Genomic DNA, 14942 nt, shown 5'->3' with positions numbered 1-14942 from the left:
TTAGCTTGGTCATAAAAACTGCTTCGGCCATTTGGTTGAGGCAGTTTTTTTTATCGCTATAATAAAATCAGCATAAAACTTGCATAATATTCTAATAATCATGTTGAGCATCTGAATCGCTATGTCGAACCCTAAAGAGAAACTTGAAGGTTTATCTCGCCTATTCGACCGCTTCGGTCACTATGCGGTTGAAGCCTTTCATTATTTAGCCTTATTTATTATCGGCTGTATGATTGCATGGTCAGCCGTGCATACCGTGATCGAAATTCTGACGGTGAAACAGTACGCCAGCATTGATGACATCTTACTCTTATTTATCTATTTAGAACTCGGCGCCATGGTGGGGATTTATTTCAAGACCAACCATATGCCAGTGCGCTTTTTGATTTATGTCGCGATTACCGCCCTCACTCGCCTGTTGATCGCCGATATTCAGCATAACCATAAAGCCTCGATGGATTTAGTCATCACCACAGGTTCGATCTTAATTTTAGCGGTGGCGATTTTGGTGGTTCGTTTTGCATCATGGAACTACCCTTCTGTGATTCGGGGCAAAGATCAGGAACAACAATTGCCTTCCAATAAAACACCTCGACCACAAGATGACGAACTGGCATAAATAAAAAGCAGGCATTTGGCCTGCTTTCTTTATTCGCGATCTTATCCTACGCGGAAGACACGATATTGGGAATCAACCAGTACATATTTGCCTTGTACTTGCATCCAGTTATAACCACGCGGTGGCTCATACAAACGATGGTAGCGATAATTTGAGACGATATAGCGGTTATTACGGAACTCGGAAGGTAAACGCTCACCACGTTTAAAATTAATATATTGACTATAATGCTTACCACGATCTCCATTCGACCAACGTGGTTGTTCACGATGATCATAACGGTGGTCATAACGATCATAGCGCTGATCGTAACGATCTTTATAATCATGACTCCAACGATTTGAATCTGCCATTGCCGAAGCAGATATACCGAGCATTAAAGTCGATACCAATAACACCGCTGTCTTTTTCATTGTTTGATCCTCTATTTTTCGATCTGAAACCAGATTAAGAAAAACTCTAGGAGAAAGCATGAATAAAACCTGTCACATTGCAAAACTTTGTAATGAAATCCAAGAAATTATGGAGAGTTATCAACCACCTAAATATAAGAAAATGATTTAAAATCAGCGAATAATCTCAATAGTAAAACTATCATCCGTCACCAAAAGATAACGTCCATCCACCATCACCCAATGACGACCGCGCGGCGGTTCACGTAATGAATAATAATCCCAGTCCCGAACGATATAGCGTTCATTCCTGAATTGACCGGGTAATTCATTGCCAACCACAAAGGAGCCGCTTCGGTAACTGCGCTCATACTGTGTCTCTGGATAATATTCAACACGCACACCAGGACGGTGATTCGGACGAGGATAATAGTTATTTTGATTGGGCTGATAATAATAGCCTTTTGGCGGTGCTGTTGGCGTATCACGCTGATTCGAGAATGCGAATGGATCTTGTGCAGGTGGCTGATAGGAAGATGAGGTTTGATGAGAAGAGTGACGTTCTACGCCACGATAACCACCCCATGCATTATCTGCATAGCTCATCACAGGCAGAAAGCCCAATAGAACCGCTAAGCCATAAATATAGCGTTTAGATTGCATCATCATGATCTCCCTAAAATCAGAGTATGTTTTTATTTTAGAATAAAAAACCAGCACTGATGTTGTAATAATATTTTTTCAGATCAGCTGTTGCATTGCATTGATAAACAGCAGCTGCCTAAAGCCATCATTAGATATGCTAAAATCAATTTTTTGGTTTTGAGGCAACATCTGTGGCTGAAATGAATTTTGATCGTCTCTATCAATTTTTCTGTAAAGTTCCCAGCGTACAAGAATCTCGTATCGTTGCGCATGGTGCAGATGGTCAACATGCGTGGTGGTTTAAATTCAACATTGATGTTGAGCATCCGCTGGCATGGCAAACGGTTCAAGAACTCGGGCACGTCCTCAATTATTTATCCACCAATGAACGTTTACCCACTCAGTTCTTTCCCGTGTCTCCTCCCCCGTACATGAACGGTGAAGCTAAAGATTTCTTGGCGTGGGTAATCCAGTGTAATCATCCAGAATTCACACCAGATGTGGTCTGTGACTGGCTAGAAGCCCGTTTACCCAATCCAGTCGAAGATGAAACTCAGTGGAAAATCAAAACAGATTTAAGCGAACTTGAGCAATTGGCCGATAAGGATTTGGATCAGTTGATTCCTCCGAGCCCTTGATCTGAAGACTTGTCATCTTTTCAACGAGCTTAATGATCAATGATACCTAAGCTCGTTGAGATGCGGCTGTGAAGCACTATAAGTCGTAGCCCAAATACTCTTGTGGTGATTCCGAATAAGGTAAAATCAGATAATCATTTTTTAAAATCAGGGCTTTTATTTTTTCCTGATGAGAAATATCTAAAGGGTAAATCAAAGCAAGATCCTGAACCAAGTCATCAATCGTATTCACTTTAAACGCTGATGTTTTGATCCACCCCAATAAAGCCGCCCCGAGGCCGATAAACTCAAAACCATAGTGCTGCATTTTTCCAATGATGGCAAAGTTTTCAAATGGATCAAAATCACAAGAAAAATAACCGTTCGGTAACATCGCCAATTTCAGTGCTTCGGTTTCAACATCCGCGACTTTCACTTCAATCACACTCTCCATTGAAATCAATAGATTTTGATTAAAATAAATGATCGCCTCTAAATCACTTTCATCGTAATGCTGCATTTTCTCAGCAAAGTTTTCAAAGCGCAGCTGATGGGCTGGATCACTCAACTGTTGAAGATAATGCCGCAATTGCTTGGGTACACAAACATTTTGATAGGTCTGTTCCCAACTTGGATCACCAACCTCAATCCCGTTCAGATCATCACTAAAATCAACATACAAGCGGTCATCCTCAACTGCATGCATCGAGGTATATTTTGCCTGTGCTGCATCATCTAGAATCAGAAACACTTTTTTGGGATAAACGTCTTGTTTCAGGCTCAGATAGCATTCCAGCAATTCAGCCCAACTGTGAATTTCAACAATATCAGCATAATGCTGGAGTTGATGCACAGCTAAATCAAGCTGCTGATCCTGCCTAGTAGTCAGTTTAATTTTTGCCATTCCGTCGAACACCTGCTCTGCTCAATTAAAACGTCGATAACCCCGACCATTCCATAAAACGATACAGCCAGTATTTCACCTTTGACTCATCTGCATATTTTGCATAATCAACCGTAATTTGACGACCATTGGCATTGCTCCACGCTGCATCAAAATACTGTCCTGCATCTTTAAACACTGGCGCTTGTGCTGCACCAATCACCCGCATATCAGTCTCAAGATTATAATTTTTCAAATTCCGTGCAGTTAAGTTGGCTGAACCCAGAATAATTTCTGCTTGCTGCGCATTATATTTCAACAGCATTTTGCTATGGCACTGCTCGCCACGCGTGTCACACCAACGAATTGGAATGCCAGCGGCATGGAGTTCCGAAGCCACTTGACGATTTGGGATACCATTCTTTTTCAGACCGAACGCATCTTTGTTCGGATCAATCATGATGCGAATATTGACACCACGTTGCTGTGCTAGCTTCAGCGCATCAATGATATTGCGTGCCGACAAATAGAACATGGCCATATCCAGATGCTCTTTACTTTTCGCAGTCTGAATCATCTTTAAGACAGCCTCATAAATGGCCTTTTCAGTCAGCACTTGGACTTGAGGTAAGCTTTTATCTTCTGCCAGCCCGCCCATGATCACAAATGGACTAGAGCCATTAGACATATTGGCCACTGCTTGTTCGGTTTGCAGTATATCAATCGCGGTTGGGCCATCCACCACCAACGCCACATTGCTATGATGCGAACTACCATCATGTGGATTGGCTGAAGTTACCAAACTTTTCCAGCCGTCCACCGTATCCACGACCAAAGTTTTACGATGATTGGCTTTAAAATTAAAGAGTTCCAAATAGCTACGCAAAGTCACTTTATCCTTGCCAAATGGACTGCTTAACCATCCCCCTTCTGGATTATTCCCCAAGTTCTGGCAACAGATATACCAGAAACCTGACCAGAGTGGATTCGAGGCACGGAGCGGTTTTAAATCCGTCTCGATGACTTCTACCCCCGCCTGACGTAACTGCTGATAATGCTGAGGTGTCATACCGCCATAAACCGAGTTAATCGGATCGGTAATCACCACAATTTCAATCGTTGGATGCAAACGACGCTTCACAACCAAGGCATCCGTCAATTCTTGCATCAAAGGAAACTGTTTGACTTTGGACTTTCCGACTTCCTGATTAAACAAGAACATATCCAGCACAATCGTGGTTTGTGCCTGATCGATCAACTGGAAAACTTCTTTGAAAATATGCTGATCAACCTGCTGTTGACCTTGCGTATCAATATAAGTCTGATCCGCCAAAAACTTCACATTGGCATGACGCAACTGACCCGTAAAATCCAGCCCTTTCGGGAGGGGTTTTACCGTGTGATAAATTGCCGAAGCAATGTATCCAATCGCAAAAATACACAATATGACTGCCATGTAACGACGACCTGACCAGTTTAATTTCCGATGAATTCGTTGGAAGATACGCATATAAACAAAAAAAGCCCTAGCCTAATGTACTAAGGCTAGAGCTTATACTTTGATTTTTCAATAAGATTTAAGTGAAAAATTAGAAGTTAAAATTTACCCCAACGGTAAAGTTACGGCCCACTTGCGGAATCGTCGACAAGAACGATGCATGTTGATAAACCTGATCGTCAAGCAGGTTATTCGCATTCAGGAATACGCGGTAATCACCAACATTGCTATATTTACCCGTATATGCCACACCCAGATTCACCATGTTATAGCTTTGGGTATCCGTCTCATAGGCTGCAATTTTGTCTTGCTGGAACACATGATAATATTCCGCTGAACCACTAAAACCATCACCAAAGTCCGCATTTACTTTGGTACCTAGACGGCCTGCTGGTACTCTTGGTGCATTTTCATTGTCGATCTTGCCACGAACATAGTCTCCAAATACACCAACTTTATAAATTGGCGAAATTTGATAGCCAGCCTCAGCCTCGGCACCGTAGAAACGTGCCTGATCTTGTGTATATTTCACCAAGCGGAAATCTTTATAGCGGTCTAGAGTTTGTGCGTAGATATAGTCATCAAACCAGTTGTGATATACATGGACATGATAGTCAAACTTGTTATCGTCATAATGGAAGCCTAATTCCACATTATTAGACTTCTCTTTCTTCAATTGATCATCACCTAACTCATAGGTGTTGGTCGCAAAATGTCCGCCATTCGCATATAACTCTTGTGCCAAAGGCAAACGTTCTTGATGTGAAGTTACCAATGAAAGTTTATAGTTCGGTGCAAATTCCCAGTTGGCGGCACCTGAAACAGAAAAGGCCGAACCACTGAAATCTTTTTTCGATGAGTCATCAATATCAATTTTTTGCTGGTCTGCACGTGCTGAGACTTCCACATGTACATCATTAAATTGAGCATGCTCCAAGGCGAAAACACTCCACTTCTTGGTGGTATTTGGTGCCAAGAACGCTTCTTCACCCGTGAGTTCCAGTTTTTGCTGACCATATTGGGTTCCAATCACACCTTCCCAAGGACCGAGGGGATTGTGTACCAATTCCAGACGCCCATCATAGCCCTTGTTTTTAAAGCGCGTAGCAATCGTGCCTTCTTCAATTTCATCATGCTTATAATCGGTATAACTGGCTTGAGCACGTAACTTTTTAAAACCCGCAAATGGATCGTTTAGTTCAGTACGCACATCATAACGCTCAGATTTTAAATCGATCCAAGGACCAGACTCATCTGCGTGATCATGGCTGTGATCATTCCCGTCATTATGATCATGATCTCCACAATGCAAGCTTAAACCATGTAAATGGCAACTTTCATATTCATGGCTATGGCCTGGTAAACCATATTTATCTTGACGATTGCTATATGAAATTCCTGTAAAACCACGGTCATAAATCCAGGATAAACCGACATTCACCGTTTCACCTTTAGCAAAAGTATTGCCTACACGACGCTCTTTTTCACCTTCATGGAAATAGTCTGGTGCAATGTAGTCATTTGCTTCTCGATTTAAACCTTCCACACGTAAAGCCACCTGATCGCCTAAAGCAACCGTGACACCAGCGGTGGCCAGTTTTTCATCGCTACCCGTGTTATAGCGTAATCCAACATTCCCCTCGTAACCATTTGCAGGCATTTGCGTTGGAATTTTACTGTCCGTAACATTGACTAAACCACCGACCGTTCCAGCACCAAACAATAAGGTTGATGGCCCTCGGATCACTTCGACCTGCTTCGCCAATGCTGGATCAACCGTCACCGCATGATCTGGAGACAAGGTAGATACATCAATGTTTTCAGAAGAGTTTTGTAGAACCTTCACACGTGGACCATCCTGACCGCGAATCACAGGACGACTTGACCCAGCACCGAATTGATTGGAATAAATACCAGGCTCACTACTCAGTGCGTCACCAATGGTTACGGCCCCTTGCTGTAAATGTTTTTGGTCCACAACCGTATCGGCAACCGCAAAATCTTTAGAGGTTTGCTCAAGTGGATGTGCTTTAATTCGAATTGTATCTAGGGTTGAAACCTGTTCAGTTTCTGCTGCAAATGTGGACACAGATACAACAGCTAAAATAGATAAGGTCAGAATATTTTTGGAAAATGACATACCATGTCTCAAATCAGTTGTTTGCTACATTGTAATATTATAACATTTCATTTATTTTGCAATAAGAAACCGTCTCATAAAAACATTTGCCACACAACTTCTCCATGATTCCATGAATAGTCATTTTTCAACACTATGCTATGACAAGTTAACCAACACTTTTTAGAAAAACCGACATTATCCTTCGACATATCGGTTGATTTCATCACAATTTATTTCATATTTTTCAATATGATAAAACTCATCAAGCTTGCTGTTATAAAAAGAAAATATAAGTGACATAAGGGAAAAACAGATAATATTCTGTCAATCCACTCAGAAAGAATGAAAAAACAAATAAAAATCCTGCGAGTGCCAAATTTCGAACCAATTCGTTTCTGCTAGAAAACTGAGAAAAGAAAAACATCAGCGGAGTAAGTAATGAAATAATAAGCCCCATTAAACCGATCAAACCATTTGCAGCTAAATCCTGAAAGAAAATATTATGCTTATGTTGGAAACAACTAGGTAAAATCCCTTGCTCTGCTAGGCGACATTGCTCTTGCTCAACACCATAGGCACTGACCCCGATCAGAGGGTGTTTTTCAAACAATTCAATTGCATTCTCCCACATCACCAATCTTGCACCGGTACTATTTTGATAACTTTGATTTTCTATTGCATTTTTATCATTTTGAAAATCATCGAGACGACTAAACAACGGAGAGTTCGGAATAATGGCATTGATAATTACAAAAATAAAAATGCTCCGCCAACAAATAAAAGCTTTTTTCTGAGTTTTATAGTAAAACAATATTAAAAATAAAAGTAAAAAGGAACAATTAACCAAGTTCCTCTAGAACCATGTAATATAAAAATAAATAAACTCAGCAAGCTAATGCTGCATAATAGATATGCCCAATAGCCTCTTAAATAAAATGAGAAAACCAAAGCCACAATGCTTAAAGATACGAATACAATATCATATGAAATAATCGGATTATAAAACTGTGCAAACAAGCCTCGGTCAAAATCAAGTTGAAATCCAACAGCCCAGCTATAAAACATTAAGAAACCAATTACAATATAAAGAATAATAAAAAATTCTTAACCCTATAGCCAAAGTAACTATAAATAGTAGGTAAAAAGCACAGTGGAATTACCCACAAGTATTGATTGACAATATTTTTATAAGTCCGATAAGGCCCGCCTGGAGGGATATCATCTAACCGATCAAAAGATAATAACTTAGACTGAACGTAAAAAACTGATTAGACAAAATAGAACCAATGGAATATTAACAACCACTTTTTATTTTTTATTAAAACATAAATAAATGCTAGCAAATAAAAATTGAAAGATACCAAACTCTAAAATTTTCATTAAAAATATAATAAAAATAAAATTAATATCGTTAATGAAATCAGCTTCGAAACTCTAGTTTCACCCAAGAAGTTTAAATAAAAACCCATAATAAAATTAAACCCCTACAGCACCCAAGTTAGATTATCAACCAATCAACAACATAAAAAACAACGTGCTATTGAAACAAAATTACAATTATAAAACAACTGAGTACAAGGGCAGAATAGTAATCATCGTTTATTTACAGAAAAATATTGTTGCCGCTTTTTCCCCGATGTAGCATCTAATTATCTTTATTGGCTATCTTATTATGCCTTTTACCCTTTCACATGCTGTTCTTGCGCCGCCACTCTCTAAACTCAGTCAAGGACATTTACCTGTCGCTGCTTTAGCCATTGGCTGTATGACTCCTGATCTATACCGGTTATTCACGCAGGAAACTATTGCCATTACGCATCAATGGTCTGGTCTTTTATTTCCCAACTTGCCGATGGGTCTATTGTTTTGCTTGTTCTGGTATTTAATTTACCGACCTGTCATCTACCGCGTTCTGGGCATTCAGCATCCTTTACATATCAATTCCTTTGATCAAGCTGTTAATTTCATCTTGATGAGTTGCTTTGCCATTCTTTTAGGGAGTGCAACACATTTAATCTGGGATGGGCTAACTCATCTCGACTTTCGTACGTTTGCATTTAAACAACTTCTTGCACAAAACATATCTCTACTGGGTGTTAATTACCCTCTGCATTTTGTCTTACAGATCGGTTCATCTCTCATCACACTCCCGATTTTAATGCAGATGTGCTGGCATTATTATCAGCAGCATAAAGGCACTCAGCCAAGTTCAACTCAAGAGAGATGGTTTTTCGTGATTAGCCTGATCATCTGTACCGCTTCAGCACTTCTCTCTGTATGGGACTATAGCAGATATATACCTTCCTCACTTTGGCATAGCGAACGCTATTTCTTCATTGGAAAATCCATCAATGAGTTTACACAAACGGGCTTAAGTCTATTCACGGTCTCATGTTTATTCTTCTTATTTTTGTATCGCAACCATCGGCTGAAATCGTTTTAACAAAAAGCATCCGTTTTAAATTCTCTTGAAAATATTAAGACTTGAGACTCTACGTTCAACAAGGCATAATCTCCCCTTCATTGGTGCTGCGCTGTTTACGCATTCACCTTCTACAGCCAATATAGTTTGGATACATAATTCAATATGATGCGCACTCATTACTGTGGCTCTTTAACTGAAGCCCAAATCGATCAAACCGTTACGTTATGCGGATGGGTTCACCGTCGCCGTGACCATGGCGGTGTAATTTTCCTTGATATGCGTGACCGTGATGGTTTAGTACAGGTGGTGATCGATCCAGATACCCCTGAAGCATTCGCAACAGCCGATAAAGCACGTTCTGAATTTGTATTAAAAATTACAGGCCGTGTGCGTCGCCGCTATGAAGGTACTGAAAATGCCAACATGGTGAGTGGTCAGATTGAAGTTTTAGGTAAAGAAATCGAAGTTCTTGCAGCTTCTGATACTCCGCCATTCCCATTGAATGACGAAAACACCAATATTTCAGAAGAAATTCGTTTGAAATACCGTTTCTTGGACATTCGTCGTCCAGAAATGCTCGAGCGCTTGCGTTTCCGCTCTAAAGTGACCAACTTGATCCGTAACTATTTTGAAGATCATGGTTTCTTAGACGTTGAAACCCCAATTTTGACACGTGCAACCCCAGAAGGCGCACGTGACTATTTAGTGCCAAGCCGTGTTTCAAATGGGAGCTTCTACGCACTTCCACAATCACCACAATTGTTCAAACAGTTGTTGATGGTTGGCGGTATTGACCGTTATTACCAAATTGCCAAATGTTTCCGTGACGAAGACTTACGTGCGGATCGTCAGCCTGAATTTACCCAAATCGACGTTGAAACATCGTTCATGAGTGACGATGACATTATGGATTTAATGGAAGGCTTAACCGTTAAAATGTTCAATGAATTATTGAATGTAAAATTCGATAAATTTGAACGTATGACTTACGCTGACGCAATGCGTGACTATGCATCTGACAAACCAGATATGCGTATTCCGCTAAAACTTGTTGACGTTGCAGACTTAATGCAAGACGTTGAGTTCAAAGTGTTCGCTGGCCCTGCTAAAGATCCGAAAGGCCGTATTGTAGCTTTACGTGTACCTGGTGCAGGTTCACTGCCACGTAGCGCGATTGATGAATACACCAAATTCGTAGGTATCTACGGTGCTAAAGGCTTGGCTTATATCAAAGTCAACGAACTTGAAAAAGGCATCGAAGGTCTGCAATCACCAATCGTTAAATTCATCGAGCCAATCGTGCTTGATCTATTAAAACGTGTTGGTGCCGAGAATGGCGATATCGTGTTCTTTGGTGCTGATAAAGCCAAAGTTGTAAACGATGCAATGGGCGCACTACGTGTCAAAATCGGTCATGATCTCAACCTTGCAACTTGTGAGTGGGCACCACTTTGGGTTGTTGACTTTCCAATGTTCGAAGAAACTGATGATGGCAAATGGACTTCTGTTCACCACCCATTCACACTTCCAAAATCAAGCGTTGAAGAAGTGAAGAGTAACCCTGGTGCAGCACTTTCTGTTGCCTACGACATGGTATTGAATGGTACTGAAATCGGTGGCGGTTCACTTCGTATCTATACTTTAGAGATGCAAAAGGCAATCTTTGAAGCTTTAGGTATTGGTGAAGAAGAAGCTGAAGAGAAATTCAGTTTCTTACTCAATGCATTACGTTACGGTGCGCCTCCACACGGTGGTTTGGCATTTGGTCTTGACCGCTTAATTATGCTCATGACAGGTGCATCTTCGATTCGTGATGTGATTGCATTCCCGAAAACCAAGACTGCTGAATGTCCGTTGACTCAAGCACCAGCGCCAGTTGAAGCAAATCAATTGCGTGACTTGGGTATTCGTTTACGCGAAAAACCTAAAGCTGAAGAAAAATAAACTCTGAGTTTATGCTTCAACAAGAACCCTGCCCCCCGTGCAGGGTTTTTTATATCCCTACAATTCCCCTCCTTTTAGGAGATGAGGAACAATTATAGTCCCGCAACGGGAAGGTAAAATAAGGATTTATACTTTGAGATCATGTCCGCTAATGGCATAATAGACTGCTTTTTATTGAGAGGTCAGTCTTATGGCAATGCGTCCTGATGTACGTCGACATGCAATTATCATTATTGTGTTTTCACTTGCTCAATGGTTCTTTATGCGTTACATCTTGGCAAATGAACTCTTCAATATGAATACCAATCAACGTATTTTATACTTCTGTGTCAGTAGCTTAGCAGGTGCCTTACTGATCTTCGTTGCATTGATCTACATGGTACTTAAAGGCAACGCCGATAAACAAGATTAAAAGCATGTCGTTTTATCCTACACTTCTTCGTCTTCTACCTTTAGCATTTTTGCGCAGTATCGCAAAAGTGGCAGCTTACGTTATTAATCAAAATCCGAATAAAAGTATGCTGTGGAAAACCAGAGTCAATCTTGGGCTGGCTTATCCTGAACTCGGTCAAGAGCAGAAAGAACGGCTGGCTCGAGAGAGTGTGACCAAGCAATGTCTCAGTTATGTCGAATCTGGTAAATGCTGGGCAATGCCTCCTGAATGGAGCATTCAGCAGATTCAGAAGGTACATCATTTAAAGGTATTAACAGATGCACTCAGTGATCCAAGAGGTGCATTGATTATTACCCCTCATTTAGGCACTTGGGAAATGATGAATGCATGGGTGCATCAATATGGTATACCGACCATCATGTATAAGCCAATGAAAGACTCAGGCTTTAATGCATTTGCCCTGCACGCACGTCAGCGTCTTAACGCCACTTTGGTTCCTACTGATGCATCTGGCGTCAAAGCCTTGTTTAAAAACTTAAAACAAGGTGGTTTCAGTGTCATTCTACCTGATCATGTACCTGATCCATCTGGTGGAGTTGTCGTTCCTTTTTTCGGAATCCCTTGTCTAACCAGTACTCTGGCCAGCAAAATGGCACAGAAAACCCAATGCCGTTTAGTTGGCCTCAGTTGTTTCCGTCGTGAAGATGGTGACGGTTTTGATGTGTATTGTGATGATCTAAATGATCCTCAGCTCTATGATCGAGATATCGAAGTTGCCACAACCGCGCTCAATCGAGCGGTTGAACAAATGATTAACCGCTTTCCTGCTGAATACATGTGGGGCTATAAACGGTTTAGAGGTGGAGATGAATCTCTCTATAAGTGAAGACTTATTTGATTCACACTATTTAAACTTCACCCTCCGATAAGCAGAAAAATCTTTAAGTTTCAAAATTTGCCGAAATAATCGAAAAAGCTCTCTCTTTATTTTGACAGATAGGCTCATATTCTGCTTTTGTTGAAGTCGTAGCAGCTTCTCTGCATGATGGCGAACCGAACGTTCCACTTCCAAGTGGCTCGGCAAGTTATCATATTTATTATAAATATAGAAATCTTGCGCGCAAATGGCTGGCGTCATTTGATAGACTTTATATTTTCCATTTTTAACATCACAGCCAAATAAAATATGATCTACAGGCACTAACTCTGGCATATCTACAATCAACTTAAGATAATGTTTGGCTGCAGTTTTTGATAAAATATAGCCAGCCCCTCCCAAATGCATTGCTTTTAAATGATATAAGCCTCTACCGCTTTTTGATAATTTTGAAAAAAATGAAAGATCAACTTCCTTATCAAAAGCCTCTAGCTTTATGATATGGATATCATCAGGAATCCATGCAAAATCTTTAAAAAAACTTTGTATATCTTCACCTAGATAAACATCATCTTCAAAAATTGCCATGTATTCGAGATTTTGATCAACAATTTTTTTCCAAAGCATAACATGGCTTAACAAGCAGGCAAGTTCACCATCCGTTAAGACACCTTTACGAGTTAAATCAATCTGGACACTGTCTGCAGCACAAGATAGGGTTTTTGGTGTAATTGCATCATAAAAATTAAAAACAACTGAGTTTTTACTAAACTCCTCCCTGATATGTTGTCTTCTTTCATGTGCTGAATCTAAACTAATAACAAAAACGCTCACCTATGGAACCATTATCCTTTAGACTATAAATCACAATTATATACAATTAAAATGTAAAATTTAAAGCTGTACACAGAACTCAGTAAGCTAATCCTGCTGCTTCTTTATGAATTTCAAGCTGGTCTTGTAAGGGGCTTCAAACAATTGAGTAAAAATTCGGTTGAATTCTCTTAACAACTTTTTCCATCCCTGTGGTTTGACCTTTTTTTTATCACGCCACTGAAGTGTAGTCTTAAATTTCTGATCCTCAGGGTTGAGTATGTAGTCTTGAATACATAGCGTTGGATTTAATTGATAAATGCCCAGTCCACCCTCGTTGATATAGTTGCGAAAAACAATTTGATCAACATGATCAAGAGTATCCTGTTGCTTTATATAATCCAGTAATGCTACAGCGCCATTGTACGTTAAAATATATCCAGCAGCGCCCAAATGTGGCTTTTTAAGTTTTCGCAACACAAAATCTTTATCATCAAAAACCTGTAGCTGATCTAAATCTAAAATCACACTTTTATAAGACTTTTCTAGCTTAACAATATCGACCTTTAACCAATTTGCATCTTTTAGAAATAACTCAGCATCATCACTTAAATGGATATCATCTTCAAAAATCGCAATCGCAGGTATTTTCTCATCAAGAACTTTTTGCCATAGAGAAACATGACTTAATAAACACGCCAGCTCATTTCTGGTTAAATCTCCTTGGTGGAGCGTGAAATTAATTTTTTCAGCCTGACTCTCAATCTGAACAGGCTCAATTGCATCGAAAAACTGAAAGGGAATACTTTGATTGCCAAACTGATTTTCAATATGAGTTCTACGATCAGATGCTGACTTTAAGCTGATGACAAAGTTTTTCACATACGTCCCTATTTAAATCCGACTGACTTTAAAAAAATTAAATTTCTTATTTGCAAAATAATCCTTTGCAGCTCAATAAGAATTTTACTCATTCCTCGTTTCTTATTATATTGCATTCGTACCAAACGCTCTTTATACAAATGACTTGCAAACTTCACACTGTCTTTTGTTGAATAAAGTGTTACATCTTGAATACATAGGGCAGGTTTCATCTGAGATACAGATAAGATTTTATCTTGAATAAGCTTTTCAAACATAAGGTGATCTAATGCAATCAGCTGATCGAGAGATTGAATATAATTGATTAACTGCTTAGCTCCATGCAAGGATAAAATATAACCTGCGGTGCCAAGATTCTTGCTTTTAAGCTCAAATAACGCTCTATCTGGAGTGCTATTAAATTCTTTAATTTTTTGGCCTAGAGCGACCTTCGGAGTGAATTCTTCAATTTTGATCAAATGCCAATTTTGCTCGATCCACAACGCATCTGTTAAAAAAACACTTACATTATCGCCCAAATAAATATCATCTTCAAAAATAGCCATATGTGGAATATTGTCGTCCACCATCTTTTTCCACAAAAACACATGACTCATGAAGCATGCCACTTCACCTTTTGTTAAAGCATACTCATCGATATTTAAACCAAGCTCTTGGGCAAATAATGCTGCTGGTTCAGGTGTCAAGGCATCAAAAAATTCAAAATCGATACCTTTCTTACTGAATTCGCTATTGATATGTACCCTGCGCTCATGTGCAGTAGATAAACTGATAACAAATTTTTTCATGGCAATAGAAACATTGGTCTTACTGCTATTCTACTTGCTTCCA

General features: G+C 39.8%; 15 protein-coding genes. 6 read left to right on the top strand and 9 right to left on the bottom strand.

All coding sequences use genetic code 11. The features are described 5' to 3' along the window. Positions 1-121 precede the first annotated feature (121 nt). Positions 122-619, top strand: a complete 498-nt coding sequence (locus NQU59_RS06540) for a phosphate-starvation-inducible protein PsiE (RefSeq protein WP_005244229.1) — start codon at positions 122-124, stop codon at positions 617-619. 41 nt (positions 620-660) lie between these two features. Here the strand turns inward: NQU59_RS06540 and NQU59_RS06535 are convergent, their stop codons facing one another. Both NQU59_RS06535 and NQU59_RS06530 read right to left on the bottom strand, forming a co-directional pair. After that, positions 661-1032, bottom strand: coding sequence for an RcnB family protein (locus NQU59_RS06535; protein ID WP_257065361.1), 372 nt, complete (start codon positions 1030-1032; stop codon positions 661-663). 153 nt (positions 1033-1185) lie between these two features. Next, positions 1186-1677, bottom strand: a complete 492-nt coding sequence (locus NQU59_RS06530; RefSeq protein ID WP_043971035.1) for an RcnB family protein — start codon at positions 1675-1677, stop codon at positions 1186-1188. Between the two features lie 179 nt (positions 1678-1856). Between NQU59_RS06530 and NQU59_RS06525 the strand changes: the two genes are divergently transcribed. Continuing rightward, entirely contained in the window at positions 1857-2294 is a 438-nt protein-coding gene (locus NQU59_RS06525) for a hypothetical protein (RefSeq protein WP_026040138.1), read from the top strand. Between the two features lie 76 nt (positions 2295-2370). On the opposite strand, the gene NQU59_RS06520 is transcribed toward NQU59_RS06525, so the two are convergent. From NQU59_RS06520 to NQU59_RS06505, 4 genes are all read right to left on the bottom strand, one after another. Further along, on the bottom strand, positions 2371-3177 hold the full coding sequence (locus tag NQU59_RS06520; RefSeq protein ID WP_043971037.1) for a hypothetical protein: 807 nt from the start codon (positions 3175-3177) through the stop codon (positions 2371-2373). A gap of 25 nt (positions 3178-3202) precedes the next feature. Beyond that, entirely contained in the window at positions 3203-4666 is a 1464-nt protein-coding gene (locus tag NQU59_RS06515) for a phospholipase D family protein (protein ID WP_257065360.1), read from the bottom strand. A gap of 79 nt (positions 4667-4745) precedes the next feature. Further along, positions 4746-6794 carry a zinc piracy TonB-dependent receptor ZnuD gene (gene znuD, locus NQU59_RS06510; RefSeq protein WP_257065359.1) on the bottom strand — a complete coding sequence of 683 codons (2049 nt, stop codon included), beginning with the start codon at positions 6792-6794 and terminating at the stop codon, positions 4746-4748. 256 nt (positions 6795-7050) lie between these two features. Then, the gene (locus NQU59_RS06505; protein ID WP_257065358.1) at positions 7051-7623 is read right to left on the bottom strand and encodes an O-antigen ligase family protein; all 573 of its coding nucleotides are present in this window, start codon (positions 7621-7623) and stop codon (positions 7051-7053) included. An 825-nt stretch (positions 7624-8448) separates the two neighbouring features. Here NQU59_RS06505 and NQU59_RS06500 point away from each other — a divergent pair. From NQU59_RS06500 to NQU59_RS06485, 4 genes are all read left to right on the top strand, one after another. Then, complete coding sequence (locus NQU59_RS06500) at positions 8449-9219, top strand: DUF4184 family protein (protein WP_005244247.1); 771 nt, start codon at positions 8449-8451, stop codon at positions 9217-9219. Positions 9220-9363: 144 nt separating this feature from the next. Beyond that, a complete protein-coding gene (gene aspS / locus NQU59_RS06495; protein WP_005244249.1) occupies positions 9364-11145 on the top strand; it encodes an aspartate--tRNA ligase in 1782 nt (593 codons plus the stop codon). 190 nt (positions 11146-11335) lie between these two features. After that, positions 11336-11557 carry a hypothetical protein gene (locus NQU59_RS06490; RefSeq protein ID WP_257065357.1) on the top strand — a complete coding sequence of 74 codons (222 nt, stop codon included), beginning with the start codon at positions 11336-11338 and terminating at the stop codon, positions 11555-11557. A 4-nt stretch (positions 11558-11561) separates the two neighbouring features. Further along, positions 11562-12425, top strand: coding sequence for a lysophospholipid acyltransferase family protein (locus tag NQU59_RS06485; RefSeq protein ID WP_257065356.1), 864 nt, complete (start codon positions 11562-11564; stop codon positions 12423-12425). An 18-nt stretch (positions 12426-12443) separates the two neighbouring features. Here the strand turns inward: NQU59_RS06485 and NQU59_RS06480 are convergent, their stop codons facing one another. The 3 genes from NQU59_RS06480 to NQU59_RS06470 all read right to left on the bottom strand — a co-directional run bounded on the left by NQU59_RS06480 (position 12444) and on the right by NQU59_RS06470 (position 14899). Then, complete coding sequence (locus NQU59_RS06480) at positions 12444-13250, bottom strand: glycosyltransferase family 25 protein (protein WP_005244255.1); 807 nt, start codon at positions 13248-13250, stop codon at positions 12444-12446. 87 nt (positions 13251-13337) lie between these two features. After that, positions 13338-14111, bottom strand: a complete 774-nt coding sequence (locus NQU59_RS06475; protein WP_005244256.1) for a glycosyltransferase family 25 protein — start codon at positions 14109-14111, stop codon at positions 13338-13340. A gap of 8 nt (positions 14112-14119) precedes the next feature. Continuing rightward, complete coding sequence (locus NQU59_RS06470; protein ID WP_043971044.1) at positions 14120-14899, bottom strand: glycosyltransferase family 25 protein; 780 nt, start codon at positions 14897-14899, stop codon at positions 14120-14122. Positions 14900-14942: the final 43 nt, after the last annotated feature.

Source organism: Acinetobacter colistiniresistens, from assembly GCF_024582815.1.
In the GTDB taxonomy this organism is placed as follows: Bacteria; Pseudomonadota; Gammaproteobacteria; order Pseudomonadales; family Moraxellaceae; genus Acinetobacter.
The sequence above is the reverse complement of the archived record's forward strand: the minus strand, read 5'-3'. Positions and strand labels throughout refer to the sequence as shown.